This window comes from Burkholderia sp. IO2 (assembly GCF_029522185.1).
Taxonomy (GTDB): domain Bacteria; phylum Pseudomonadota; class Gammaproteobacteria; order Burkholderiales; family Burkholderiaceae; genus Burkholderia; species Burkholderia cenocepacia.
In genome coordinates this window covers 1-24,312 of the sequence record NZ_JAKWFH010000059.1, presented here as the reverse complement: position 1 = coordinate 24,312, position 24,312 = coordinate 1, and the positions used below count along the sequence as shown (strand labels likewise).

Sequence of the window (24,312 nt, the reverse complement as noted above, 5' to 3'; positions counted from 1 at the left end):
TAATTCTTACCAACCGCCTTATCGGGCAAGGATTCAAATCACCGATCCCGTTTCAATCGCCTTTTTTAGACGGGTTCATCAATTGACAGCAAAAATCCAGGCAGCGACATTAGCTCGCACAATTAAACGATTGGAGACAGCGGCATGTCGCACGCCTTATCGAAGGGGGTGGCAACGGCCTTTGCCATTGCCCCTTTCCTGGTTGCATGTGGTGGGGGGGACTCTGGCGGCGCGCTCGCGCCGATCGATGCGCCCCAATGTTCCGGCTCGAACTGCGGCACGCAAGGGCCGCCGCCTTCGCAGCCGATCAACGGCGCACTGTGCCCGGCCAACGCGGATATCGTGAAGAGCACGTATCTCGGCGGCGCGGGCAGCGGCGAGATCGTCAGCGTCAACATCGACGCGGTCGCGATGACGTACACGCTCAAGTGGCTCGAATCGCCGATTCCGCTGAAGACGGGCACCGTCACGCCGAGCCGCGCCGGCACGACGATCACCGGCAAGGTCGTCCATCCGCCGACCGGCACGCTGCCGACCGCCGAGCAGACGCGCTGCGCGTTCGTCCTCACGCCGGGCACCGGCACCGCGCCGGACGGTTCGACCTATTCGACGGCCGCCGACTTCAACCAGGCGAACCCGCCGATGCTGCTGGTCGGCATGGGCGTGGCGGGCGGTGGCATTCCCGGCGCGACGGTTCAGTACGACGGGCTGACGATCAGCGTGATCGGCCTCCCCGTATTCCAGAACGTCGGCCAGGTGCCCAATCGCCACTTCGACTTCTACCCGTTCCTCGGCTTCGCGAACACGACGACCGACCTCACGAAGCTGCCGGGCACGTACAACGCGCTGCTCTATCACCTCGTGCCGTCGGGCAACTATGCAACGAAGGGCATCAACTCCAGCGAGACGTTCGATGCGAACGGCGCGTGCACGTCGAGCGGTTCGGGCGGCTGCCAGACCACCGGCGATCCATGGAAGACGAGCGCGAACGGCGGCTACTTCGACAGCACCCAGGCACCGCAGATCCTGCCGCAAACGAAGCTGCCCCTGATCGGCGCGACCGGCAAGTCGGCCACCGCGCACATGGTGATCGGCCAGCTCAACGGCGCGACGGTGCCGGTGATCGTGCGCACCGGCTACGTGAACCTCGGCACGCCGCCGTTGCACACCGACGCAAAGGTCGACGACGAATCGGGCATCGCGGTGCTCGGCGCGGCGACGGCGATCACGTCGGGCGCGATCGACGGCGGCTACGCGGGCGCGGACTCGAACTTCAAGTACACGGCTGCGCTGATCCGCGGCAGCAACGCGTCGTTCATCAACCCGTCCACGCAGGCCGAGGAAGACGGCTTCACGCTCGACTACGGCCAGGCGACGCCGGGCCTGCTGAACGCGAAGACTACCCCGCCGAGCGGCGCGAGCTACCCGTCCGCATCGGGCGTGGTGATCGCGACGGGCGGCCTGTATGCGGCGCTGATCCAGGGCACGGTGAACGGCGGCGTCACGCCGACGTCGGCGAATTCGACGACGTCGTCGACCCCGTACTTCGGCGTGGGCGCGCAGATCAGCAAGTAGCGATCGAGGACGCGGCGGCCGGCCCGCCGCCGCGCATTGCAGGGAAGGCACGAAGGCGCTCGGCACGGCGCAAGCAGGACGAGCACGACCAACAGAAGCGGCCGACAGGGAGCTGGCCGCCGCACAAAGACAAATCTGGAGGAGCAACATGAAGCGCAACCTCATTCTGGCGGCGGCCCTTGCCGCCCCCCTTCTTTCGGCTTGCGGCGGCGGCAGCGACAATCCGCCCCCGCTCGTCGAAGACCGGCTTTGCCCGGCCACGCTCGACTACAACACCGTGTTCACGGGCGGCGCGGGCAGCGGCGAACTCGCGAAGGTGCAGCTCGACACGACCAAGATGACCTGGCAGGTCACCTATGTCGAATCGCCGGTGCCGCAAAAGACCGGCACCGTCGTGCCGACCCGCGCGGGCACCGTCGACAGCGGCACGCTCACGCAGGAAACGCTGCTGCCGACCAACAAGCTGAACCAGTGCGCGTTCCGCCTGAACGGCGCGAGCCTCGACGCGTCGCGTCCGGCGCGCATCTTCGTCGGCTTCGGCGTCGCGGGCGGCACGATTCCCGGCAAGGAGATCCAGTTCGACGGCGTGCTCGGCCAGGCGGCGGTGCCCGACACGAAATTCCCGTACTACCCGTTCATCGGCTTCTCGTCGATCGAAACCGACATCACGAAGGTCGCGGGCACGTACAGCCACATCGGCTTCGGCGAAGTGCCATCGCAGAAATTCGCGCCGGCGTCGATCGACGCGAAGGTGACGATCAACGCGGACGGCACGTGGACCAAGTGCGACACGACGGGCCAGTTCGCGGGCGGCGCGTGCGTGCAGCAAGGCACGAACTTCGTGCAGTCGGCCGACGGCAGCGGCGCGTTCCAGTCGAACAACTACCGGAGCCAGCTGAAGCCGACGCTGTCGGCCACGCCGCAGGGCAAGGGCTTCATGATCGTCGGCAAGCTGCGCAACCAGCTCGTGCCGATCCTCGTGCGCACGGGTGTCGCGAACCCGAACCCGACACCGGACAGCAACGGCGTGCCGGGCCTGACCGCCGACGACGAATCGAGCATCTCGATCCTCGCGCCGCAGACGGCGGTGGCGGCCGGTTCGCAGAACGGCGAGTACATCGGCGTCGACAGCCAGTTCGACTACCGGACCACCGCGCTGATCGACAAGCAGGCCACGCTGCTCGATCCGTTCCAGCCGTCGCAGGCGTCGCTCGCGACCGCGCTCGATCTCGACTACACGCAGAAGGTGCCGGGCACGGTCACGACGATCCACACGGGTTCGGGCAGCACGTCGCCGACCGGCAAGTTCATCTTCACGGGTGGCGTGTTCGGTTTCCTCGACAACGCGGGATCGACGCCGTATTTCACGATCGGCGCATTCGTCCAGTAAGCGGAGGGAAAAGCCGTGATGAAGAAAACCCTTCTCTGCGCGGCGGCCGGCGCCGCCGCCGTGGCGCCGCTCGCGGCGCACGCGCAGAGCGCCGGCAGCAACGTCGTCACGCTGGGCTGGTTCCACATCATGCCGCAGCAGAGCAGCACGCCGATGACGACCAACGTCGCGCCGACGCCGATCAACACGCCGCTGCGGCTGCCGCCGTCGTTCACGTCACCGGGCACCGGGCTGCACACGAGCGGCGCGGACACCGTCGGCCTGACGGTCAGCCACTTCCTGACCGACCACATCGCGGTCACGTCGGTGGCCGGCGTGCCGCCGGTATTCAAGGTGTCGGGCCAGGGCACGATCAAGCCGCCCGGCCCGGCCGGCGCGCTCGGCACGCAGAACATCGGGCTGGGCTCGGTCAACCCGATCGTGAAGAGCGTGCGGCAGTGGAGCCCCGCGGTGATCCTGCAGTACTACTTCGGGCAGGCCACCGCGAAGTTCCGGCCGTTCCTCGGCCTCGGCGTGTCGTACAACTGGTTCAGCGACCTGCAGCTCAACACGAACTTCATCAAGCAGACGCAGGACAACCTCGGCGCGATTCTCGCGGCGGGCGCGGGCAAGCCGGGCACGACCTCGGTGGAAGCGAAGGCGTCGTCGTCCTGGCAGCCGGTGTTCAACGCGGGCCTGCAGTACAACATGACGGAACACTTCGGGCTGGTGGCGTCGGTCACCTACATCCCGCTGAAGACGACGTCGACGGTGACGATCAAGGCGGCCGACGGCTCGGTGCTCGCCGAGTCGAAATCGGACCTGAAGGCGGACCCGATCATCAGCTACGTCGGGATGACGTACAAGTTCTGAGCGCGGCGACAGCCGGCAACGGAAGCGCCGCGACAAAATCGCACGCAAAAAAAAGCCCGCCTAAGTGGCGGGCTGAATCCATATCAGAGGAGACATGGAGGAGACAGTTCCAATGATATCGAATCGGTTTCCGCAATGCAACATTTCCGTAGAGAAAATAAGGATTTTCCCTCGAATGCGGCCTCTAGTCCGCCGTAACGGCACCTGACCCCGTTCCGTTCTCCCGCTCGAGCACCTCGCCCAGCGCGTCGCGCAGCAGCGCGACCGGCCGCATCAGCCGGCCCGGTAACGCGCCGTGCACGATCCACACGTTGATTCGCGTTTCCAGCCCCGCCGTTTCCACGATCCGCAGCGCATCGCGATGCGCACTGCGCGCCAGCGCGTTCGGCGGCGCGATGCCGATGCCGGCGCCGCGCGCGACGAGCGACAACTGCAGCTCCGAGCCGAAGGCCTCGACCGCGACGTCGAACGGCAGCCCGGCCGCGCCGAGCGCGCGGCTCAGCGCCGAGCGCATTCCGCAGCCGTCCTGGCTCAGCACCCACGGAAAACCCGACAGCGTGTCGAGCGACAGCGGGCCGTCCGGCAGCGGGAAATCGCGCGCGGCGACGAGCACCGTCGGCTGCGTGGCGAGCAGCGTCGCGGTCAGCGCGTCGGGCAGCGTCGCGCTCGCCGGCACCATCGCGGTGGCGACGTCGAGCGCGCCGCGCTCGATGCCCTGCACCAGCGCAGGCGACCAGCCGGCCGTCACGCGCAGCGTGAGGCGCGGGAATGCATCGCGCAGCCGGTCGATCGGCCGCTCCAGCGCGAGCTCGGACAGGAACGGCGGCACGCCGATGCGCAGCTCGCCCGACGGCTCGCTGTCCGGCGCGCCCGCCGCCATCAACTCGTCGACCGCGCCGAGCACGTTGCGCGCGAGCGCGTAGACGTCGCGCCCGGCCGCGGTCGGCTTCAGCGGCTTGCTCTGCCGTTCGAGCAGCGGCACGCCGAGCAGCGTTTCGAGGTTCTGCACGCGCCGCGTCAGGCCCGGCTGCGTCAGGTGGAGCTTCGCGGCCGCGGCGACCATCGACCCGCTGTCGACGACCGCGACGAACGCCTGGAGATCACGCGTATTCAAAACAAACTCGCATAATCATGTTAGACATATTTCAATTGTCGCATAAACATCGGGCCCCTACGATGGGAGTTCCTTCGATCTCCCTCCCAGGCTTCCGATGAACGGCCCTGCCCACCGTTGCTCCGCCCCGGTTTCCCCGTCCGTCGCCGCGCCGCCCGTGCTGAGCACCGGCATGACGCTGTTCTTCGCCGCGACGGTCGGCGTGATCGTGATGGACCTGTTCGCCGCGCAACCGCTGACCGGCCCGATCAGCGCGGACCTGCACCTGCCGCCCAGTCTCGCCGGCCTCGTCGCGATGCTGCCGCAACTCGGCTACGCGGCCGGACTCGCGTTGCTCGTGCCGCTGGTCGACCTGCTCGAGAACCGCCGGCTGATCGTCGCGACGCTCGCCGTCTGCGCGGCGGCGCTCGCGCTGCCCGCGTTCACGCAGTCGGGCACCGTGTTCCTGCTCGCGACGCTCGTGGCCGGCGCCGCGTCGAGCGTGATCCAGATGCTGGTGCCGATGGCCGCGTCGATGGCGCCCGAAGCGCAGCGCGGCCGCGCGGTCGGCAACGTGATGAGCGGGCTGATGCTCGGGATCCTGCTGTCGCGGCCGCTCGCGAGCCTGATCGCCGGGTCGGCCGGCTGGCGCGCGTTTTATCTGCTGGCCGCGCTCGCGAACGCGGCGATCGCCGTCGTGCTCGCGCTGCGCCTGCCGGCGCGCACGCCGTCGATCACGGCCGGCTACCGCGCGTTGCTCGCGTCGATGGGGCGCCTGCTCGCCGACGAGCCGGTGCTGCGCCGGCATGCGCTGTCGGCCGCGCTCGCGATGGCCGCGTTCAGCGCGTTCTGGACCGCCGTCGGGCTGCGGCTCGCGCAGCCGCCGTTCGCGCTCGACCTGCACGGCATTGCGCTGTTCGCGTTCGCCGGCGCGAGCGGCGCGATCGTCACGCCGCTCGCCGGCCGCGCGGGCGACCGCGGCCACGGCCCGGCCGCGCAGCGGCTCGCGCACGGCACGATGCTCGCGGCGCTCGTCGTGCTCGGCGTCGCCGGCGCCGGCTGGTTCGGCTTCGATGCGCATGCGCATCGCGGCGTCGCGCTCGCGCTGCTGGCCGGCGGCGCGGCGCTGCTCGATGCGGGTGTCATCGTCGACCAGACGATCGGCCGCCGCGAGATCAACCTGCTGAACCCGGCCGCGCGCGGACGCCTGAACGGGCTATTCGTCGGGCTGTTCTTCTGCGGCGGCGCGCTGGGTGCGGCGCTCGCGGGCAGTGCATGGGCATGGGGCGGCTGGAGCGCGGTATGCGGTGTCGGGTTCGCGTTCGCGGGCGCGACGGCCGTGTTCGGGCTGGTGGCTGGACGCGGGGCCGGCGCGGCGGCGCTGGATCGGCCGCGTGCGTGAGCAGGCAACGCGGTGAAGCGGCTTCCAAAAGCCGAACGCCCCGCCCTCTTGCAAGGGACGGGGCGTTCGGTACGCCGGAGCCGGCCGGAAATCAGTGACGGACCAGCGCCATCATCGCGCCGAAGCCGACGAACAGCCCGCCCGTCAGCCGGTTGAACACCTTCGCGACGCTCTGGCTCTTCAACGTGGCGCCGATACGCGTGCCGAACGACGCGTAGACGAGATACCAGCTCACCTCGATCACCGCGAACGTGACGACGAGGATGCCGAACTGCGGCAGCGTCGGCTCGGCCGCGTTGATGAACTGCGGCAGCAGCGCGGCCGCGAACAGGATCGCCTTCGGGTTGCTGCCCGCGACCAGGAAGCCATTGCGGAACAGCACCGCGCGCGACACCGACGCCCCGTGCGACACGGCATCGACGTCGGCCGCCGGCGTGTCGTCCACGCGGGCGCGCCATGCCTTCACGCCGAGATAGATCAGGTAGGCCGCGCCCGCGAAGCGCAACGCATTGAACATCGCCGGCCATGCCTCGAGCACCGCGCCGAGGCCCGCCGCGGATACCGCGAGCATCAGCACCAGCGCGCTCAGGCAGCCGGCCATCGTCGCGGACGAGCGCCGCAGCCCGTGCCGCGCGCCGTGCGTCATCACGAGCAGCATGTTCGGGCCCGGAATCGCCGACACGACGAACACCGTCGCCACGAAAAGCCACCACGTATGCAAATTCATGACTGCCTCTGCCTGAAATGAATGGAGGAAAACCGGACGGTCGATTATGCCGTGCGCACCGCGTTCCTGTCGCGGGTCAGCGGCCGGCGCGGCGCAGCGCGGCCTCGCCGAGCACCGCGAAATCCTGGTCGCCGCCGCCGTGCGCGAGCGCGTCGAGCAGGCTGTCGCGCACGACGCTCGCCACCGGCAGCGGCACCGACGTCGCGTCGCCCGCCTCCAGCGCGAGCCGGACGTCCTTCAGCCCGAGCCGCGCCTTGAAGCGCGCGGGCTCGTAGCGCCGCTCGGCGATCATCGCCCCGTAGCCTTCGTAGACAGGCCCCGGAAACACGCTGCTGGTGATCACGTCGAGGAAATCGCGCATCGCGACGCCGTGCGCGCCGAGCAGCGCCGACGCCTCGCCGAGCGTCTCGATCGCCGACGCGAGCGTGAAGTTCGCGGCGATCTTCGCGACGTTCGCGTGCTGCGGCAGCGAGCCGAAGCGCCAGGTCTTCTGGCCGATCGCGTCGAACAGCGGCTGCACGCGGTCGATCGCCTCGGCCGGGCCGCCGGCCATGATGGTCAGGCGCGCGGCGGCCGCGACGTCGGGCCGGCCCATCACCGGCGCGGCGACATAGTCGATGCCGCGCGACGCATGCGCGTGCGCGAGCGATTCGGCGAGCGCGACCGACACGGTCGCCATGTTCACGTGGATCAGCCCACGGGGCGCCTGGGCCAGCAGCGCATCGTCGAACACCGCGCGCGCGGCCGCATCGTCGCCGAGCATCGAGAACACGGCGTCGCCGCGAAACGCGTCGGCCGGCGTGTCGACGATCTGCGCGCCGAATGCCGCGAGCGGCTCGGCCCGCTCGCGCGACCGGTTCCAGACCCGCACCGTGTGACCCGCCTTCAGCAGGTTCGTCGCGATCGCCTGCCCCATTTCGCCCAGCCCGATAAACCCGAGATCCATGTCCTGCTCCTTCGCTCCGTGAAGCCGCGAGTTAAACACAGATGCCGGCGGTCTGCAGCGCCTGCCGCCGGCCGGGCGCGGTGCGATACTGCACGGATGGCGACCGCGACCTTCCGCTTTCACGGCGAACTGAACGCCTTTCTCGCGCGCCCGCAGCGCGACCGGGCGTTCGCGCACGCATGCGCCCGCGACGCGACGGTCAAGCATGCGATCGAGGCGCTCGGCGTCCCGCACACCGAAATCGGCCGGCTGTACGTGAACGACGCGCCGGCCGCACTCGACCGGCCGCTCGACGACGGCGACCGTGTCGAAGTCCTGCCCGAACGCGCCGGGCCGGTGGCCAACGGTGCAACGGGGCCGCCACCGGCGGCATGGCGCTTCGTCGCCGACGCGCATCTCGGCGGCCTCGCGCAACTGCTGCGCCTCGCCGGGTTCGACACCTGCTACGACAACCACTACCGCGACGACGAACTCGCGGCGCTCGCCGAGCGGGAGAACCGGATCGTGCTGACGCGCGACCGCGAGCTGCTCAAGCGGCGTGCGGTCGTGCGCGGCTGCTACCTGCATGCGCAGCGGCCGGCCGACCAGTTGCACGAGCTGTTCGAGCGGCTCGATCTCGCGCCGCACATGCGACCGTTCCGGCTGTGCCTGCGCTGCAACGCGCCGCTGCATCCGCTCGATGCAGCCGCCGCCGCACCGCGCGTGCCGGCCGGCGTCCGGCTGCGGCACCGGCGCTTCGCCGCGTGCGACGTGTGCCGGCGCGTGTTCTGGGAAGGCTCGCACTGGCGGCGCATGCGCGCGGTGGTCGACGCGATGCGCGCGCCGCCGCCCGTCCGGGCCGACGAACCGGGTGAATCCGGTGCCTGAAAAAAACAAAACCCCGCATGCCGAAGCATGCGGGGCTGGCCGACCGATGGCCGGCAACGCCGGCCGTGGCGGCGAACCGCTTAGTTCTGCGTGCCTGCGTCGTTCGTGCCGGCGGCCGATGCGGCTGCAGCCTTCGCCTGGCCCTTCTTCGAACCGTGGTGCTTCAGCTGGTGCTTCGGCTTGCTGTGATCCTTCTTGGCCGGTGCCGGAGCGGCGGCCGACGTGTCGGCTGCCGGCGCGGACGCCTGTGCGAATGCCGAAACCGATGCGAGAGCGAATGCTGCGGCGATGATCGAAGCGAGCGTCTTCTTCATTGTTCTTCCTTTAGCGGAGAAAAAATCAAACGTACCGGTAATTAAAGATGCGAGGCATTCGCATCGGAGCCCCAGGCCGCATGGCACGGCTTGCGCCGTGCCGTCGCGACAAAACCTGACGCACTGGTTCCATAACGCACCGGCTTCGCGGCAAGTTGACACGTTGCTTGCGTCCTCGGGTTTCCCCGGGGGCGGGCTTGTCGGCCGGCGCCGGCCGGCCCGACGGGCCGCCGCCGCACGGCGCCGCAAACCGGCTCGCGCGGCGCCGGAGCGACGCTTATACTGGCGTCCATCCGTCCCTTTCCCGGAAACCGGATCGCGGCCGGTCACACGACCCCCGCCGTCTCGAGGCGCTCAAATTGCCCGACCACAATCTGGACAAACTGAAAATCGACCGGCGTCCGATCGCCCCAGTGCCGCGCCGGCACCGCTGGGCGCGCTATGCGGTCGCCGCCGCGCTGATCGTCGTCGCGATCGTCGCCGGCCTCGCCCTCACCGGCCGGCCGACCGTCGACACCACGTCCGTCACGTCCGCCTACCCGTACCAGAACGACACGCAGCTCAATGCGACCGGCTACGTCGTGCCGCAGCGCAAGGCCGCGGTCGCGTCGAAGGGCCAGGGCCGCGTCGAATGGCTCGGCGTGCTCGAAGGCACGCGCGTGAAGAAGGACGAGATCATCGCGCGGCTCGAAAGCAACGACGTGCAAGCGTCGCTTGCGCAGGCGCGCGCGCAGGTGCAGGTGTCCCGCGCGAACTTCGGCGTCGCGCAGGCCGAACTGAAGGACGCCGAGATCGCATTGCGCCGCACGTCCGCGCTCGCGCCGAAGGGCGCGGTGCCGGCCGCGCAGCTCGACACCGACACGGCCCGCGTGAACAAGGCGCGCGCGACGCTCGCCAGCGACCAGGCCGCGATCGTGTCGGCCGAAGCGAACGCGCAGGCCGCGCAGGTCGCGGTCGACCAGACGGTGATCCGCGCGCCGTTCGACGGCATCGTGCTCGCGAAGCATGCGAACGTCGGCGACAACATCACGCCGTTCTCGTCCGCGTCGGACAGCAAGGGCGCGGTCGTGACGATCGCCGACATGGACACGCTCGAGGTCGAGGCCGACGTCGCCGAATCGAACATCGCGAAAATCCGCGCCGAGCAGCCGTGCGAGATCCAGCTCGACGCGCTGCCGGACATGCGCTTCGCGGGCCGCGTGTCGCGCATCGTGCCGACCGTCGACCGCTCGAAGGCCACCGTGCTCGTGAAGGTGCGCTTCGTCGACCGCGACGAGCGCGTGCTGCCCGACATGAGCGCGAAGATCGCATTCCTGTCGAAACCCGCGACGCCGCAGGACCGGCAGCCGGTGACGGCCGTGCAGGCGAGCGCGGTGGTCGAGCGCGACGGCCGGCCGGTCGTGTTCGTCGTGAAGGACGACAGCGCGCACGCGGTGGCCGTGACGCGCGGCATGCGGATCGGCGAGCTGGTCGCGGTGCGCGGCGTGAAACCGGGCGACACGGTCGTGCTCGCGCCGGACGCGAAGCTGAAGGACGGCGCGAAAGTGACCGTCGCGAAGAAGTAGCGCGCGTGAACGACGCCCCGCCGCCCCTCGTCGAGCTCAGCCACGTCGCGAAGTCGTACCGGCGCGGCAACCAGATCGTGCCGGTGCTGACCGACATCACGCTCGACATCGGCGAAGGCGATTTCGTCGCGCTGATGGGGCCGTCGGGCTCCGGCAAGAGCACGCTGCTGAACCTCGTGGCCGGCATCGACCGGCCGGACAGCGGCGAGCTGCGCGTCGGCGGCCTCGACATCTCGCAACTCGCCGAGGCGCAACTGGCCGAATGGCGTGCGGCGAACGTCGGTTTCATCTTCCAGTTCTACAACCTGATGCCCGTGCTCACCGCGTTCGAGAACGTCGAGCTGCCGCTGATGCTCACGCACCTGTCGCGCCGCGAGCGGCGCGAACGCGTCGAGCTGGTGCTCGACATGGTGAATCTCGGCGACCGCACGAGCCATTACCCGTCCGAGCTGTCGGGCGGCCAGCAGCAGCGCGTCGCGATCGCGCGCGCGCTGATCACGGATCCGGTGCTGATCGTCGCCGACGAGCCGACCGGCGACCTCGACCGCGCGTCGGCCACCGACGTGCTCGCGATGCTGCAGCGGATGAACGCCGAACTCGGCAAGACGATCATCATGGTGACGCACGACGCGCATGCGGCCGGCGCCGCGCGCTCGCTCGTCCATCTGGAAAAAGGGGAGCTGATCGATGGGCACGCCGGCTGACCGGCGGCGGGAGCGCGCGCGATGTATGTGCTGAAGCTGATCGCGCGCAACGCGTTGCGGCACCGGCTGCGCACGCTCTTGACCGTGCTCGGGCTCACGATCGCAGTGCTCGCGTTCGGGCTGCTGCACACCGTCGTCGACGCGTGGTACGCGGGCGCGGCGGCCGCGTCCAGCGGGCGGCTCGTCACGCGCAACGCGATCTCGCTGGTGTTTCCGCTGCCGGTCAGCTACGAGAACCGCATCCGCGGCGTCGACGGCGTGACGGCCGTGGTCCGCTCGAACTGGTTCGGCGGCATCTATCGCGACCCGAAGAACTTCTTCGCGAGCTTCGCGGTGTCGGAGAACTATCTCGACCTGTACCCGGAATTCATCCTGCCGGCGCAACAGCGCGCCGACTACGACCGCGACCGCCGCGGCTGCCTCGTCGGCCGCCAGCTCGCGACGCAGTTCGGCTTCAAGGTCGGCGACGTGATTCCGCTGAAGGGCACGATCTATCCGGGCACGTGGGATTTCGTCGTGCGCGGCATTCTCGACGGCCGCGACGATTCGACGATCACGCGCCAGCTGGTGTTCCACTGGGATTACCTGAACGAGACGGTGCGCAAGCGCACGCCGAGGCAGGCCGACCAGGTCGGCGTGTTCGTGCTCGGCGTCGCGAACCCCGACGACGGCGCGTCGATCGCGCGCAACGTCGACGCGGTGTTCAGGAACTCGCTCGCCGAAACGTTGACCGAGACCGAGCAGGCGTTCCAGCTCGGCTTCGTCGCGATGTCGAACCAGATCATCGCGGCGATCCGCCTGGTGTCGTACGTGGTGATTCTGATCATCATGGCCGTGATGGCCAACGCGATGGCGATGAGCGCCCGCGAGCGCACGGCCGAATACGCGACGCTGAAGGCGCTCGGCTTCGGCCCCGGGTTCCTCGCGTTGATCGTGTTCGGCGAATCGGTCGTGATCGCGGTGGCCGGCGGCGGGCTCGGCATCCTCGCGACGCCGCCCGCCGCGAGCCTGTTCAAGCAGGCGGCCGGCGGCATCTTCCCGGTGTTCAAGGTGTCGACCGAGACGATCGCGCTGCAGGCCGCGTGCTCGGTCGCGGTCGGCCTCGCGGCCGCGCTCGTGCCGGCGTGGCAGGCCGCGCGCGTGCGCGTCGTCGAAGGCCTGCGGGCGATCGGCTAGAGGCGCGCATGGCGATCCCGCTCACCTACATCGCGCGCAACCTGTGGACCCGGCGCCTCACCACCGCGCTCACCGCGGGCGGGATGGCGCTCGTGATCTTCGTGTTCGCGACGGTGCAGATGCTCGATGCGGGGCTCACGAAAACGCTCGTGTCGACCGGCGAACCGGACAACGCGGTGGTGATCCGCAAGGGCGCCGAGACCGAGATCCAGAGTTCGATCGACCATCAGCAGGCCAACGCGCTCGAGATGCACCCGGCCGTCGCGCTCGGCCCCGACGGCCGGCCGCTCGTGTCGAAGGAAGCCGTTGTGCTGATCTCGCTCGTGAAGACGTCGACCGGCAAGCCGTCGAACGTCGTGATCCGCGGCGTATCGCCGGCCGGCCTCGCGCTGCGTCCGCACGTGAAGCTCGTGGCCGGCCGCCCGTTCGCGCCCGGCTCGTCGGAAATCGTCGTCGGCAGCGCGATCGCGAAAGGCTTCAGCGGCACGCAGCTCGGCGACCGCCTGCATTTCGCGCAGCGCGACTGGACCATCGTCGGCATCTTCGATGCGGGCGGCAGCGGCTTCGATTCGGAGATCTGGGGCGACGTCGACCAGCTGATGCAGTCGTTCCGGCGCACCAGCTATTCGTCGATGGTGCTGCGCATCCCGAGCGCGGACGGCTTCGCGCGCTTCAAGGCCGACATCGACGTCGACCCGCGGCTGACCGACGAGGCGAAGCGCGAGCAGACCTTCTACGGCGACCAGTCGAAGGCGCTGTCGACCTTCATCAACATCCTCGGCATCACGCTGTCGACGATCTTCTCGATCGCCGCGATGATCGGCGCGATGATCACGATGTATGCGTCGGTCGCGAACCGCGTGGCCGAGATCGGCACGCTGCGCGCGCTCGGCTTCAAGCGCACCAGCGTGCTCGTCGCGTTCCTGCTGGAGGCGCTGCTGCTCGGCTTCGTCGGCGGCGTCGCGGGGCTCGTGTGCGCGTCGCTGATGCAGTTCGCGTCGTTCTCGACGACCAACTTCCAGACCTTCTCGGATCTGTCGTTCCGCTTCGTGCTGACGCCCGCGATCGTCGTGAAGACGCTCGTGTTCTCGCTCGTGATGGGGCTCGTCGGCGGGTTCCTGCCGGCGATGCGCGCCGCGCGCTTGAAGATCGTCGACGCGCTGCGCGCGCAGTGACGCGCGCCGCCGCTCACGCTCAACGTTCGCGCGGCACCCACGCGCCGTGGAACCCGGCCGGCACGCGACGCGGCAGGTGCACGGTCGCGACCGGCCCCGCGTCGATCGCGCGCGCATCGAGGATCACGACGTCGCTCGTATCCGTCGCCGCGCGGTAGACCATCACCAGCAGCCAGCCGTCGTCCTCGTCGGCGCCGCCCGGGCGCGGCACGAACACCGGCTCGCCGTTCTGGTCGCCGGCCGGCACCGCGTAGTGCGTCGTCGTGCCGCGCGCGTGGTCGAAGCGCATCACGCCGCGCATTTCCGCGTTGTTCGGCTGCTCGACCGCGTACAGATAGCGGTAGCGGCGCCCCGTGCGGCTTTCGTTGATGCGCGGCAGCTCGATGCCGCCGTCGGCGAGCGGCCCTTCGTCGATCAGCCCGTTCGCCGTATCGATCACGTAGCGCCACAGCTCGCCGACCGGGTTGTCGGCGAAGCGGCCCGTGCGCGCGTCGAGCCGCAGGAACGACGGGTAGCGCACCGCGTCGAGCACGATGCACGACGCGTCGCAGTCGTACGCGTTCACGACGTGCTGGATGAAGCACGGCTCGACGCCGAACCAGCGCACGTCGCCGCCGTGGCGCGGCAGCACGCCGATGCGCGCGGGCCGGTCGTCGTGCCAGCGCAGCGGCATCCGGTGGCCCTGCTGCAGCAGCGAGAAGTCGTAGCCGACGTTCAGGTCGAGCAGCAGGCTGCGGGTTTCGGTGATCGCGAGGTCGTGCATCATCGACGGCGCGCCCAGTTCGATCTCGAGATTGACGCGCGGCACGCCCTGCGCATCCACGACGCCGTAGCGCAGCCACGGAGCGCGCCAGTCCGCGCGGAACAGGATCAGCTCGCCGGTTACCGGGTCGACCTTCGGATGCGCGGTCATCGCGCCGTCGATGCCCGCGTGCCGCGTCGGCGCGCCGAACGAATCGAGCGCGGCAGTGATCGCGAGCGGCGCGCCGCCCTCGGCCAGCGCGAGCAGTTCGCCCGCATGCTGCAGCACGTTCACGTTCGGATTGGTGTCGGGCAGCTGCGGCGCCTGCCCGGGCGCGTGGACGGCCGCCCAGCGCCGCGTGCGCGCCCAGCGGTTCCGGTAGCCGGCCGCGCGGCCGTCGTCGAACGCGATCGCATGCAGCATCGCGGCCTCCGGCCACCACGACAGCATGTCGTTGCCGTCGAAGCGGCCGCCCGGCGGGTTCGGACCGTTGCGCAGCAACGTGCCGTCGAGTTCGCGCGGAATGGCGCCCGTCACGCGCAGCTCGACGACGTCCACTTCGTCGGCGACCGGCGCGAGCGCGCCGCGGTTCAGGTCGAATACGGTCATCGCGTCGGCGCTCCGTCAGCAGTCTTCGGCGGCGGGCGGCAGATCGCCGCGCGCCAGCGCGAGCGCATGGTCGCGCACGTCGTCCGGCCAACCGGCGATCAGCTCGGCCAGCCGCGCCGCATCGTTCGCATACAGCGCCCGCGCGGCTTCCTCGAAACCGGGCAGGTCGCCCGCCATCGCCGACATGAAGTGATACGCGCGCGCCTGCGCGTCGCGCTGCCGGTCGGCCGCCGCGTGCGTGCGCCGCGCGTCCTCGACGAGCTTGCGCAGCGCGACCGACGCGCCGCCCGGCTGTGCGCCGAGCCATTCCCAATGACGCGGCAGCAGCGTGACCTCGCGCGACACCACACCGAGCTTCGGCCGGCCGCGGCCGCGCTGTTCGGCAGCGCCAGCGCCTGCCGGTTCGCCAGCGCCGCTGGACGCGTCGGCCGCCGGTGCCGCATAGCGCGCGCGGATGTCGTCCGCCGTGCCGCGCAGGTCGAGGTCGATCGAGCGGCCCGTCGCGTCGTCGAAGATCAGGATCGTGCCGGGCATCGCGTCGCCGGCCGCCTGCCGGACGGCAAGCGCGACCGTCGCGAGCGGACCCGACGCGAGCCGCCGGTGGCCGTCGAAGGCCGTGTACGAAGGAAGGAGTGTGGAAGAGGTCATCGTGGTCGCCCGCAGGCTGGAATCGGAGTGACGCTATTTTTATCCGGGTATTAATTGGATGTCAATATTATCCGGGTAAAAAATATCACCTCGGGATTCCACCCTGCCGGGCCGCGCGCGTGGCCGGTGCCGCCTGTCAGGCTGCCCGCGCCGGCACCACGATGCCGCGCGCGCTGGCCAGCGCGTCGTCGAGCGACACATGTCCTTCGAACGCCGACGACGCCGGCGGCGGCAGGTTTTCCTCGATCGCGTGCGCGAACTGCACGCCGGCATCGTCGGCGAGCCGCGCGCGCAGCGCGGCGACGCGCGGGAACGCATCAGGCTCGAACACCGCGTGATAGTCGGCCCAGCGCGCGATCCCGGTGAAGTACGCATCGGCCAGCGTGCGCCGCGCGCCCAGCAGCCACGGGCCTTCGCCGCGCTCGAGCAGCGCTTCGAGCTGACGGTGCGCCTTCAGCACCTTGCCGCGACCGTACGCCTGCAGCGCCGCTTTCTCGGCGCCTTCGGTGTCGTGTTCGTATACGTACCAGAGCGCGCCGAACGCGTTGAAGAACGTCGTGTTCAGCCACGCCAGCATCCGGTTCAGCCGGTCGAACGCCGCGCTGCCCTGGCGAAACGCGAGGCCGCTGTCGAGCGCCTGCGCGCCGATATGGCCGAGGATCGCGATGCTTTCGGTCAGCACGTCGCCGTTCGCGGTGACGAACGCCGGCGTTTCGGCGACCGGGTTCAGCGCGAGGAACGCGTCGCTCGTCACGGCGCCCGGCATCGTGATGCGCGACAGCCGGTACGGGCGGCCGGTCCATTCGAGCGCGACGATCGAGCCGAACGAGCAGCCGGCGGGAATACCGTAGAGAAGGATCGGAGACATCGGGACATTCCGTGAAAGTTGAACGAGCCGTCATGCTCCCATGACGAACGATGACGCAGTAGCCGCTAAAATCGAAACCCTTCGTTTCTTCATGTGGACGCTGGAAGTGAATCTGAACGATCTCTACCTGTTCGTGCAGGCGGTGGATGCCGGCAGCATGTCGGCGGCCGCACGCCGGCTCGACCTGCCGAAATCGACGGTCAGCAAGCGCGTGGCCGAGCTCGAGCGCACGCTCGGTGCGCGGCTCGTGCATCGCACGTCGCGCAGCTTCCGGCTCACGCCGGTCGGCGCCGAATTCTTCGAGCATGCGCGCGCGGCCGTGATCGAGGCCGACAGCGCGCGCGACGCGGTGCTGCGGCAGGCCGCCGAGCCGGCCGGCGTCGTGCGGATCACGAGCTCGGTGCCGGTCGCGCAGCACATCCTCGCGCCGTGCCTGCCGGCACTGGCGATCGCGCACCCGAAGCTGCTGCTGCAGATTCATGCGAGCGACCGACTCGTCGACATCGCGCAGGAAGGCTTCGACATCGCGGTGCGCAGCCATTTCGCGCCGCTGCCCGATTCCGCGCTCGTGCAACGGCCGCTCGCGGCGTCCCCGATCGTCGTCGTGGCCGCGCCGGCCTATCTCGCGCGGGCCGGCACGCCCGACACGCCGGCCGATCTCGCGCAGCACGACGGGCTCCACCCGGGCCCGCAGCCGTGGCGGCTGCAGTGCGGCGGCGACGCCGTCGACGTGACGCCGCGCCTGCGGCTGCAGGCCGATGAATCGACGCTGCTGCTGCAGGCGGCGACGGCCGGCCTCGGCCTCGCGTGCCTGCCCGACTGGATCGCCGGCGCCGCGCTCGCGTCCGGTACGCTCGTGCGCGTGCTGCCCGGCTGGTGCGCCGGCACCGTCACGACGACGCTGCTGATGCCGCACCGGCGCGGCCAGCTGCCCGGCGTGCGCGCCGCCGTCGAGTTTCTCGCGCAGCACGTGGCGCGTCACCACGGCAGCGGCCCGGACGACGCGCGCGCGTGACCGCATGCGTCCATTCGATCGATTCAAATGCTGAATCGATCAAGTCAGCAATTGGCATGAAAGCGCAAATTTCGACATGACAGAATGGCCCGGACGCCCCGCCTGCCTCGGCGTCCGGTGCCCGGTCTCCCGCCGGCGGCATCGATACACACAACGCGCGCACCGACGCGCGTGCCGCACGACGGCACCTTCCGCCCTTCGGAGGAGACGAGTCATGAATCCGCTTCACGCGCTGCCGGCGTCCGCGTCGGCAACGGCCCGGCGCACCCGCGTGCGCTGGCTCGTGCTGGCCGTCCTGTTCGCGGTCACGACGATCAACTACGCGGATCGTGCGGCCATCGCGATCGCGGGCCCGGCGCTGGCCCGCTCGATGCACCTGACGCATGTGCAGATGGGTTTCATCTTCTCCGCGTTCGGCTGGTCGTACGTGGTCGCGCAACTGCCGGGCGGCTGGCTGCTCGACCGCTTCGGATCGCGCATCGTCTACGCATTCAGCATCTTCTTCTGGTCGCTGTTCACGCTGCTGCAGGGCGGGATCGGCTTCTTCGGCGGTGCAGCCGCGTTCGCGCTGCTGTTCGGGCTGCGCTTCCTGGTCGGTGCGGCCGAGGCGCCGTCGTTCCCGGCCAACAGCCGGATCGTGTCGACCTGGTTCCCCGCGCCCGAGCGCGGCACCGCGTCGGCGATCTTCAACGCCGCGCAGTACGCGGCGACCGTCGTGTTCGCGCCGCTGATGGGCTGGCTCGTGCACGCGTTCGGCTGGCAGTCGGTGTTCGCGGTGATGGGCGTGCTCGGCTTCGCGCTCGTGCTGGTGTGGAACCGCACGATGTACGACCCGAAGGATCATCCGGGCATCAATCGCGCGGAACTCGACTACCTGACCGAAGGCGGCGCGCTCGTGAACATCGACCAGGCGATCGGCGGACGCGACGGCGGCCCGTCGCTGCATCACGTGAAGGCGCTGCTGAGAAACCGGATGCTGGTCGGCGTGTACGTCGCGCAGTACTGCATCAACGCCCTCACCTACTTCTTCATCACGTGGTTCCCGGTCTATCTGGTGCAGGCGCGCGGGATGTCGATCCTCAACGCGGGGCTCGTCGCGTCGATCCCGGCCGTGTGCGGGTTCCTCGGCGGGATTCTGGGCGGCGTCGTGTCCGATGCGCTGCTCAGGCAGGGCCGGTCGCTGTCGGTCGCGCGCAAGGTGCCGATCGTGATCGGCATGCTGCTGTCGATGTCGATGATCGTCTGCAACTACACCGATTCGCACGTGCTCGTCGTGGTGTTCATGGCGCTGTCGTTCTTCGGCAAGGGGCTCGGCGCGCTCGGCTGGGCCGTCAACGCCGACACCGCGCCGCGCCAGATCGCCGGCCTGAGCGGCGCGCTGCTCAACACCTGCGGCAACCTTTCCAGCATCACGACGCCGATCGCGATCGGCTATATCGTCGACCGCAGCGGCTCGTTCAACGGCGCGCTCGTCTATGTCGTCGCGCACGCGCTCGTCGCCGTGATCTGCTACCTGTTCGTCGTCGGCGAGATCCGCCGCGTCGAGCTTCAATGAACGGCGCGGGCCGCGCCGGCGCGTCCGGCGGCCCGCACGCCACCGAAACCAGGAGCGAACCGATGTCCGAACCGAGCCGTGCCGGCACCCCGCGCGTCACGCGCATGCAGGTGATTCCCGTCGCCGGCCGCGACAGCATGCTGCTCAACCTGTGCGGCGCGCATGCGCCGTACTTTACGCGCAACCTCGTGATCCTCGACGACAGCAGCGGGCACACGGGCGTCGGTGAAGTACCGGGCGGCGAAGGCATCCGCCACGCGCTCGAACGCATGACGGATCTCGTCGTCGGCCAGTCGATCGGGCGCTACCAGGCGACGCTCAACGCGGTGCGCGCGGCGCTGTCCGGCGCAGGCGCCGGTGCCGGCCGCACGATCCGCCACGAAGTGACGTCGGCCGGCGAGGCGGCAGTGCTGCGCCAGCCGCACGAGATCAACCTGCGGCTCGACAACGTGATCACCGCGATCGAAGCCGCATTGCTCGACCTGCTCGGCCAGCACCTCGACGTGCCGGTCGCGGCACTGCTCGGCGAAGGTCAGCAGCGCGACGCGGTGCCGATGCTCGCGTATTTGTTCTACATCGGCGACCGGCGCCGCACCGATCTGCCGTATCGCGACGAGGCGCAGGCGCCGGACCCGTGGTTCCGGCTGCGCAACGAGGCGGCGCTCACGCCGGCCGCGATCGCGCGGCAGGCCGAAGCCGCGGTCGAGCGCTACGGTTTCGCCGATTTCAAGCTGAAGGGCGGCGTGATGGCCGGCGCCGACGAGATGGAAGCGATCGCGGCGATCAAGACGCGCTTTCCCGACGCGCGCACGACGCTCGACCCGAACGGCGCGTGGTCGCTCGACGAGGCCGTCGCGCTGTGCCGCGGGCAAGGCCACCTGCTCGCGTACGCGGAAGATCCGTGCGGGCCGGAAGGCGGCTATTCGGGCCGCGAGGTGATGGCCGAATTCCGCCGCGCGACGGGGATCCCGACCGCGACCAACATGATCGCGACCGACTGGCGACAGATGGATCACGCGGTGCGGCTGCAGGCGGTCGACATCCCGCTCGCCGATCCGCATTTCTGGACGATGCAGGGCTCGGTGCGGCTCGCGCAGCTGTGCCGCGACTGGGGACTCACATGGGGTTCGCACTCGAACAACCACTTCGACGTGTCGCTCGCGATGTTCACGCATGCGGCGGCGGCCGCGCCCGGCACGATCACCGCGATCGATACGCACTGGATCTGGCAGGAAGGCGATGCGCGGCTCACGCGCGAACCGCTCGCGATCGTCGGCGGCAAGGTGGCCGTGCCCGAACGGCCGGGGCTCGGCATCGAGCTGGACATCGCGCAGGTCGAGGCCGCGCATGCGCTGTACAACGCGGTGGGTGGTACGGCGCGCGATGATGCGGTCGCGATGCGGTATCTGGTGCCGGGGTGGACGTATGACCCGAAGCGGCCGAGTTTGGGGCGGGTCTAGGGCGGGGTGGCGAGACGGTCGAGCAACAGGCCGCGGTCGCCACGGTAAAACAAAAGGCCCGATCTCGCGATCGGGCCTTTCGAATTCCGTTGGTGGAGCGGAGGAGGATCGAACTCCCGACCTTCGCATTGCGAACGCGACGCTCTCCCAGCTGAGCTACCGCCCCAACAGTCAATCATCATACACACGCATTTCCGCGCTTGGCAATAGGGGTTACGTCACCCCCGACGCGTTACTTTGACGGCGCGCCAGCCAGCACCCATTCGACCACCGACCGGACGTCGGCGTCGCTCATGCGCGGATGCGCGGGCATCGGAATCGCGCCCCACACACCGGAGCCGCCGTCCTTCACCTTCTTCGACAGCTTCGCGACGGCCTGCGGATCGGACTTGTAACGCGCGGCGATATCCTTGAACGACGGGCCGACGAGCTTGCGGTCCACCGCATGGCAGCCCATGCACGCGTTGCTGCGCGCAACCTTCAGGCCGTCGCCGACGTCCGCATGCGCGGCGCCCAGCGTGCCGGCCACGAGCGCCGCGGCCGCGGCGCCCTGCACCATCCGGCGTTTCATCGATTTGATCTGCATGCCCGTCATTGCGCCTTCGCCTTCGGATTGCCCGGATGCACGCTCGACGAATTCGAGATCGGCGCGGGCGGCTGCAGCGGCGTGGACTGCACCGACGCGTCGGGCACCGCGCCGACCGTCGCGTTGTCCGCCGGTGCGGCAGCCGCCTGCGCGCCGGAGGCGCCGCTCGCGGGCGACGCGTCCTGCAGCGCCTGCGCGTCCTGCGGCTTCACGTACTGGAACACCTTCACGACCTTCTCGACGCCCGGCACCTGGCTCGCGGCTTCCGCGCCGCGATTGCCTTCGTCCACCGTCACGAGGCCCATCAGGTAAAGATTGCCGCGTTCGCTGACGACCTTGTAGTAGTTCGCCGAGATGCCCTTCGTCGCAATCAGCTCCGACTTCACGCGGCCTTCGAGGTACGAGTCGTTCGCGCGCGACGACAGCGACGACGCCGGCTCGACCGACAGCTCGTTGACGATGCCGTTCACGTTGTTGATGCCGCGCACGATTTCCTCGGCGCGCTGCTTCGACGCATCGTTCGGCACTTCGCCCGTCAGCAGCACGCGGCGGTTGAACACCGTCACGTTCACGTGCGACTGGTCCGGCAGCCCGTTGTTGATCTGCGTGAGCGACTTGACCTGGATCTCGCGATCCTCCGTCTGCGCGCCGAGCGTGCGGCGATCGGTCGCGATCAGCGCGCCGCCGCCGGCCGCGGCCCCCACGACCCCGAGCACACAGCCCTGCAGCGACACGGCGAGGCTCGCCGTCAGCGCAGCAAGCAGCGTGGTTCTGACGAGCGTCTGTTTGACGCGGCTTTGATTCATCGACGGCTCTCCTTCGTTCAATCCTCACCCAGCAGCATCGCGTCGATGCCGTCGCACAGGCTGTGGATGGTCAGCAGATGGACTTCGTGGATGCGCGCCGCGCGAACGGCGGGCACGCTGATCGGAATATCGGTGTCGGACAGCGCGGCCGCGACCGTGTGGTCGTTGCCGCCCGTCAATGCGACGACGGTCATCTCGCGCTCGTGCGCCTCATCGATCGCCGCAAGCACGCGCGGCGATGCGCCGCCCGCATCGAGCACCAGCAGGATGTCGCCCGTCTGGCCCAGCACGCGCACCTGCTGCGCGAACAACTGCTCGGCGGCGGCCGCGCCGGCGAGGCCGGCCTGCGACGCGTCGGTGGCCAGCGCGATCGCGGGCAGGCCCGGACGCTCGCGCTCGAAACCGCCGACGAGCGACGCGGCGAGGTACTGCGCGGCGGCGGCCGACGGGCCGTCACCGCACGCGACGATCTTGTTGCCGTTCGCCAGCGCGGCGAACATCGCATCGACCGCGGCTGCGATCGGCAGCGACAGCGCGTCGGCCGCTTCGGCATGAAGCGCGGCGCTGTCGCGGAATTGTTGCTGAATACGTTCGACTGACATCGATTCCTGGTGAACTGGGCGCGTGGCACCACTCGCGCGACATCGTGGGTGCGGCGAGTTTACCGTACTCCGGCGCCCTCTCCGGGGGTCCGGCAAGAACTCTTTACATCTCGTCACAGCTCGCCGCTACGCGTCGTCGGTACGAAATGCGTCGCGCAGCCACGCAAGCCGGCCGGCCTCGAACGCGACGACGTCGAAACGGCACGCGGCACCGGCGCCGTGCCGCGACCAGAACTGCAACGCGGCCGCGACCAGACGCCGCCGCTTGCGCCAGCCGACGCTCGCGGCCGCGCCGCCATGCCGGGTGCTGCGCCGCGCGCGCACCTCGACGAACACGAGCATGCCGTCGGGCTCGCGCATCACGAGATCGAGCTCGCCGCCGCGCATCGTCACGTTCGCGGCGACGAACCCCAGACCGTGACGCTCGAGAAACTGCCGCGCGCGCTGCTCGAACGCGGCGCCGACCGGTTTGGATCGCGCCGCGCCGGAAAAGTTGTCGCCCGAACGCGGCCGACCGCGCGCGCCCTCCGGCCGCGCCGGCGCCGCGTGGCACAATGCCGTCCTTGTTCCGCTCGTGCCGCGATTGCGTGCATTGCCTGCCATGACTGCCCTCCTCGAACTCGCGCATACGCAGCACTACCCGGACGCCACGCTCTACGTGGTCGCCACGCCGATCGGCAATACGGCCGACATCACGCTGCGCGCGCTGCACGTGCTCGGCCTCGCCGACCGCATCGCGGCCGAAGACACCCGCAACACGGGCCAGCTGCTCGCCCGCTACGGGATCTCGAAACCGCTCGTCGCCGTGCACGAGCACAACGAACGCGAAGCCGCGCAGCGCGTGATCGAGCTGCTGCGCGGCGGCGAACGCGTGGCCTATGTGTCGGACGCCGGCACGCCGGGCATCTCGGACCCCGGCGCGCGGCTCGTCGACGCCGTGCGCGCGGCCGGCTTCGCGGTGGTTCCGCTGCCTGGCGCGAGCGCGGCCGTGACCGCGCTCAGCGTGGCCGGCGACTGGGCCGGCGCGTTCACGTTCGCGGGCTTCCTGCCGCCGAAGGCGAAACAGCGCGCGAGCGCGCTGCAGGCGCTGGTGTCGCACCCGTACGCGCTGGTGTTCTACGAAGCGCCGCACCGGATCGCCGAAACCGTCGCCGCGCTCGCCGACGCATTCGGCCCCGCGCGCCGGCTGCTGATCGCGCGCGAACTCACCAAGCTACACGAGCAGTTGTTCCAGGGCACCCTGGCCGAAGGACAGGGCTGGCTCGCCGGCGACGCGAACCGGCAGCGCGGCGAGTTCGTGCTGGTCGTCGAAGGTGCGCCGGCGGCAAGCGGCGAAGCCGACGACGCCGCGCACGACGCGCTGCTCAGGCTGCTGCTCGAAGAGGTGCCGGTGAAAAGCGCGGCAAAGCTCGCGGCCGCGCTGACGGGCGCATCGCGCAACGCGTTGTATGCGCGTGCGCTCGTGCTGAAGGAAGGCACGGAAGGCTGACGCGCACCGCCGCCGCGCGGAATCGGCATAGGGGACGGCCATGAGGCCGTACCCCTGCCACACCACCCGGCATGCGGGTCCGCACCGGGCGGTTCGGGAAGTTGAGGTTATGAGAGTCGGGGCACACCCAGCCGATCGAAGTACGC

Annotated in this window: 24 protein-coding genes and 1 tRNA gene; 13 read left to right on the top strand and 12 right to left on the bottom strand. The window is 69.8% G+C overall.

Annotation, left to right across the window (positions count from 1 at the left end; translation table 11 throughout):
• Positions 1-144: 144 nt before the first annotated feature.
• The 3 genes from MMB92_RS29050 to MMB92_RS29040 all read left to right on the top strand — a co-directional run bounded on the left by MMB92_RS29050 (position 145) and on the right by MMB92_RS29040 (position 3,817).
• Positions 145-1,575 (top strand): DUF2957 domain-containing protein, encoded by a 1,431-nt coding sequence (locus MMB92_RS29050; RefSeq protein ID WP_059721070.1) that lies wholly within the window; start codon positions 145-147, stop codon positions 1,573-1,575.
• A gap of 148 nt (positions 1,576-1,723) precedes the next feature.
• Entirely contained in the window at positions 1,724-2,965 is a 1,242-nt protein-coding gene (locus MMB92_RS29045; protein ID WP_006481600.1) for a DUF2957 domain-containing protein, read from the top strand.
• An 18-nt stretch (positions 2,966-2,983) separates the two neighbouring features.
• Positions 2,984-3,817, top strand: coding sequence for an OmpW family outer membrane protein (locus tag MMB92_RS29040; protein WP_006491960.1), 834 nt, complete (start codon positions 2,984-2,986; stop codon positions 3,815-3,817).
• A 184-nt stretch (positions 3,818-4,001) separates the two neighbouring features.
• Here MMB92_RS29040 and MMB92_RS29035 read toward each other — a convergent pair whose 3' ends face one another.
• Positions 4,002-4,931 (bottom strand): LysR family transcriptional regulator, encoded by a 930-nt coding sequence (locus MMB92_RS29035; RefSeq protein ID WP_058902220.1) that lies wholly within the window; start codon positions 4,929-4,931, stop codon positions 4,002-4,004.
• A 97-nt stretch (positions 4,932-5,028) separates the two neighbouring features.
• Here MMB92_RS29035 and MMB92_RS29030 point away from each other — a divergent pair, with 97 nt between their 5' ends.
• Entirely contained in the window at positions 5,029-6,312 is a 1,284-nt protein-coding gene (locus MMB92_RS29030) for an MFS transporter (RefSeq protein ID WP_277563120.1), read from the top strand.
• A 91-nt stretch (positions 6,313-6,403) separates the two neighbouring features.
• On the opposite strand, the gene MMB92_RS29025 is transcribed toward MMB92_RS29030, so the two are convergent.
• Both MMB92_RS29025 and MMB92_RS29020 read right to left on the bottom strand, forming a co-directional pair.
• Positions 6,404-7,039 (bottom strand): LysE family translocator, encoded by a 636-nt coding sequence (locus tag MMB92_RS29025; RefSeq protein WP_084749781.1) that lies wholly within the window; start codon positions 7,037-7,039, stop codon positions 6,404-6,406.
• 76 nt (positions 7,040-7,115) lie between these two features.
• The gene (locus MMB92_RS29020) at positions 7,116-8,192 is read right to left on the bottom strand and encodes an NAD(P)-dependent oxidoreductase (protein WP_256097636.1); all 1,077 of its coding nucleotides are present in this window, start codon (positions 8,190-8,192) and stop codon (positions 7,116-7,118) included.
• Here MMB92_RS29020 and MMB92_RS29015 point away from each other — a divergent pair.
• Positions 8,082-8,852 carry a Mut7-C RNAse domain-containing protein gene (locus MMB92_RS29015; protein WP_212268171.1) on the top strand — a complete coding sequence of 257 codons (771 nt, stop codon included), beginning with the start codon at positions 8,082-8,084 and terminating at the stop codon, positions 8,850-8,852. The genes MMB92_RS29020 and MMB92_RS29015 overlap by 111 nt on opposite strands.
• Before the next feature lie 80 nt (positions 8,853-8,932).
• On the opposite strand, the gene MMB92_RS29010 is transcribed toward MMB92_RS29015, so the two are convergent.
• Entirely contained in the window at positions 8,933-9,166 is a 234-nt protein-coding gene (locus MMB92_RS29010) for a hypothetical protein (RefSeq protein ID WP_006494172.1), read from the bottom strand.
• Between the two features lie 359 nt (positions 9,167-9,525).
• Here MMB92_RS29010 and MMB92_RS29005 point away from each other — a divergent pair, with 359 nt between their 5' ends.
• The 4 genes from MMB92_RS29005 to MMB92_RS28990 are packed head-to-tail and all read left to right on the top strand — an operon-like array spanning position 9,526 to position 13,786.
• A complete protein-coding gene (locus MMB92_RS29005; RefSeq protein WP_277563119.1) occupies positions 9,526-10,731 on the top strand; it encodes an efflux RND transporter periplasmic adaptor subunit in 1,206 nt (401 codons plus the stop codon).
• A 5-nt stretch (positions 10,732-10,736) separates the two neighbouring features.
• On the top strand, positions 10,737-11,435 hold the full coding sequence (locus tag MMB92_RS29000) for an ABC transporter ATP-binding protein (protein ID WP_006484506.1): 699 nt from the start codon (positions 10,737-10,739) through the stop codon (positions 11,433-11,435).
• Between the two features lie 21 nt (positions 11,436-11,456).
• Entirely contained in the window at positions 11,457-12,611 is a 1,155-nt protein-coding gene (locus MMB92_RS28995; protein WP_277563118.1) for an ABC transporter permease, read from the top strand.
• 8 nt (positions 12,612-12,619) lie between these two features.
• Complete coding sequence (locus MMB92_RS28990; RefSeq protein WP_264835989.1) at positions 12,620-13,786, top strand: ABC transporter permease; 1,167 nt, start codon at positions 12,620-12,622, stop codon at positions 13,784-13,786.
• Positions 13,787-13,805: 19 nt separating this feature from the next.
• On the opposite strand, the gene MMB92_RS28985 is transcribed toward MMB92_RS28990, so the two are convergent.
• The 3 genes from MMB92_RS28985 to MMB92_RS28975 all read right to left on the bottom strand — a co-directional run bounded on the left by MMB92_RS28985 (position 13,806) and on the right by MMB92_RS28975 (position 16,653).
• Positions 13,806-15,137, bottom strand: a complete 1,332-nt coding sequence (locus tag MMB92_RS28985; RefSeq protein ID WP_277563117.1) for a carotenoid oxygenase family protein — start codon at positions 15,135-15,137, stop codon at positions 13,806-13,808.
• Between the two features lie 15 nt (positions 15,138-15,152).
• Positions 15,153-15,785 (bottom strand): DUF2239 family protein, encoded by a 633-nt coding sequence (locus MMB92_RS28980; RefSeq protein ID WP_006497438.1) that lies wholly within the window; start codon positions 15,783-15,785, stop codon positions 15,153-15,155.
• 136 nt (positions 15,786-15,921) lie between these two features.
• Positions 15,922-16,653: a glutathione S-transferase gene (locus MMB92_RS28975; RefSeq protein WP_006497439.1), complete on the bottom strand. Its 732-nt coding sequence runs from the start codon at positions 16,651-16,653 to the stop codon at positions 15,922-15,924.
• Positions 16,654-16,693: 40 nt separating this feature from the next.
• Here MMB92_RS28975 and MMB92_RS28970 point away from each other — a divergent pair, with 40 nt between their 5' ends.
• From MMB92_RS28970 to MMB92_RS28960, 3 genes are all read left to right on the top strand, one after another.
• The gene (locus MMB92_RS28970; RefSeq protein WP_124633764.1) at positions 16,694-17,668 is read left to right on the top strand and encodes a LysR family transcriptional regulator; all 975 of its coding nucleotides are present in this window, start codon (positions 16,694-16,696) and stop codon (positions 17,666-17,668) included.
• Between the two features lie 214 nt (positions 17,669-17,882).
• Positions 17,883-19,223: an MFS transporter gene (locus tag MMB92_RS28965; RefSeq protein WP_006497441.1), complete on the top strand. Its 1,341-nt coding sequence runs from the start codon at positions 17,883-17,885 to the stop codon at positions 19,221-19,223.
• A 62-nt stretch (positions 19,224-19,285) separates the two neighbouring features.
• Positions 19,286-20,683, top strand: coding sequence for an enolase C-terminal domain-like protein (locus MMB92_RS28960; RefSeq protein ID WP_043205720.1), 1,398 nt, complete (start codon positions 19,286-19,288; stop codon positions 20,681-20,683).
• A gap of 90 nt (positions 20,684-20,773) precedes the next feature.
• Here MMB92_RS28960 and MMB92_RS28955 read toward each other — a convergent pair.
• From MMB92_RS28955 to MMB92_RS28935, 5 genes are all read right to left on the bottom strand, one after another.
• Positions 20,774-20,849, bottom strand: a tRNA-Ala gene (locus MMB92_RS28955).
• 66 nt (positions 20,850-20,915) lie between these two features.
• Positions 20,916-21,278 (bottom strand): c-type cytochrome, encoded by a 363-nt coding sequence (locus MMB92_RS28950; RefSeq protein WP_006497443.1) that lies wholly within the window; start codon positions 21,276-21,278, stop codon positions 20,916-20,918.
• The gene (locus MMB92_RS28945; protein WP_277563116.1) at positions 21,275-22,075 is read right to left on the bottom strand and encodes a BON domain-containing protein; all 801 of its coding nucleotides are present in this window, start codon (positions 22,073-22,075) and stop codon (positions 21,275-21,277) included. Before MMB92_RS28945 ends, MMB92_RS28950 begins: the two co-directional genes overlap by 4 nt.
• 17 nt (positions 22,076-22,092) lie before the next feature.
• A complete protein-coding gene (locus tag MMB92_RS28940; RefSeq protein ID WP_006497445.1) occupies positions 22,093-22,677 on the bottom strand; it encodes an SIS domain-containing protein in 585 nt (194 codons plus the stop codon).
• 126 nt (positions 22,678-22,803) lie between these two features.
• Positions 22,804-23,232, bottom strand: coding sequence for a YraN family protein (locus MMB92_RS28935; RefSeq protein WP_012492275.1), 429 nt, complete (start codon positions 23,230-23,232; stop codon positions 22,804-22,806).
• Positions 23,233-23,278: 46 nt separating this feature from the next.
• Between MMB92_RS28935 and rsmI the strand changes: the two genes are divergently transcribed.
• Positions 23,279-24,166: a 16S rRNA (cytidine(1402)-2'-O)-methyltransferase gene (rsmI, locus tag MMB92_RS28930; protein ID WP_006483673.1), complete on the top strand. Its 888-nt coding sequence runs from the start codon at positions 23,279-23,281 to the stop codon at positions 24,164-24,166.
• Positions 24,167-24,312 lie beyond the last annotated feature (146 nt).

Coding starts and splice junctions, on each gene's coding strand:
- MMB92_RS28970 (WP_124633764.1), top strand. CDS start 16,694: ATGACGAACGATGACGCAGTAGCCGCTAAAATCGAAACCCTTCGTTTC.
- MMB92_RS29010 (WP_006494172.1), bottom strand. CDS start 9,166: ATGAAGAAGACGCTCGCTTCGATCATCGCCGCAGCATTCGCTCTCGCA.
- MMB92_RS28990 (WP_264835989.1), top strand. CDS start 12,620: ATGGCGATCCCGCTCACCTACATCGCGCGCAACCTGTGGACCCGGCGC.
- MMB92_RS28980 (WP_006497438.1), bottom strand. CDS start 15,785: ATGACCTCTTCCACACTCCTTCCTTCGTACACGGCCTTCGACGGCCAC.
- MMB92_RS29040 (WP_006491960.1), top strand. CDS start 2,984: ATGAAGAAAACCCTTCTCTGCGCGGCGGCCGGCGCCGCCGCCGTGGCG.
- MMB92_RS29015 (WP_212268171.1), top strand. CDS start 8,082: ATGGCGACCGCGACCTTCCGCTTTCACGGCGAACTGAACGCCTTTCTC.
- MMB92_RS29050 (WP_059721070.1), top strand. CDS start 145: ATGTCGCACGCCTTATCGAAGGGGGTGGCAACGGCCTTTGCCATTGCC.
- MMB92_RS29025 (WP_084749781.1), bottom strand. CDS start 7,039: ATGAATTTGCATACGTGGTGGCTTTTCGTGGCGACGGTGTTCGTCGTG.
- MMB92_RS28995 (WP_277563118.1), top strand. CDS start 11,457: ATGTATGTGCTGAAGCTGATCGCGCGCAACGCGTTGCGGCACCGGCTG.
- MMB92_RS29045 (WP_006481600.1), top strand. CDS start 1,724: ATGAAGCGCAACCTCATTCTGGCGGCGGCCCTTGCCGCCCCCCTTCTT.
- MMB92_RS28975 (WP_006497439.1), bottom strand. CDS start 16,653: ATGTCTCCGATCCTTCTCTACGGTATTCCCGCCGGCTGCTCGTTCGGC.
- MMB92_RS28940 (WP_006497445.1), bottom strand. CDS start 22,677: ATGTCAGTCGAACGTATTCAGCAACAATTCCGCGACAGCGCCGCGCTT.
- MMB92_RS29030 (WP_277563120.1), top strand. CDS start 5,029: ATGAACGGCCCTGCCCACCGTTGCTCCGCCCCGGTTTCCCCGTCCGTC.
- MMB92_RS28950 (WP_006497443.1), bottom strand. CDS start 21,278: ATGACGGGCATGCAGATCAAATCGATGAAACGCCGGATGGTGCAGGGC.
- MMB92_RS29020 (WP_256097636.1), bottom strand. CDS start 8,192: ATGCTTGACCGTCGCGTCGCGGGCGCATGCGTGCGCGAACGCCCGGTC.
- MMB92_RS28960 (WP_043205720.1), top strand. CDS start 19,286: ATGTCCGAACCGAGCCGTGCCGGCACCCCGCGCGTCACGCGCATGCAG.
- MMB92_RS28945 (WP_277563116.1), bottom strand. CDS start 22,075: ATGAATCAAAGCCGCGTCAAACAGACGCTCGTCAGAACCACGCTGCTT.
- MMB92_RS28985 (WP_277563117.1), bottom strand. CDS start 15,137: ATGACCGTATTCGACCTGAACCGCGGCGCGCTCGCGCCGGTCGCCGAC.
- rsmI (WP_006483673.1), top strand. CDS start 23,279: ATGACTGCCCTCCTCGAACTCGCGCATACGCAGCACTACCCGGACGCC.
- MMB92_RS28965 (WP_006497441.1), top strand. CDS start 17,883: ATGAATCCGCTTCACGCGCTGCCGGCGTCCGCGTCGGCAACGGCCCGG.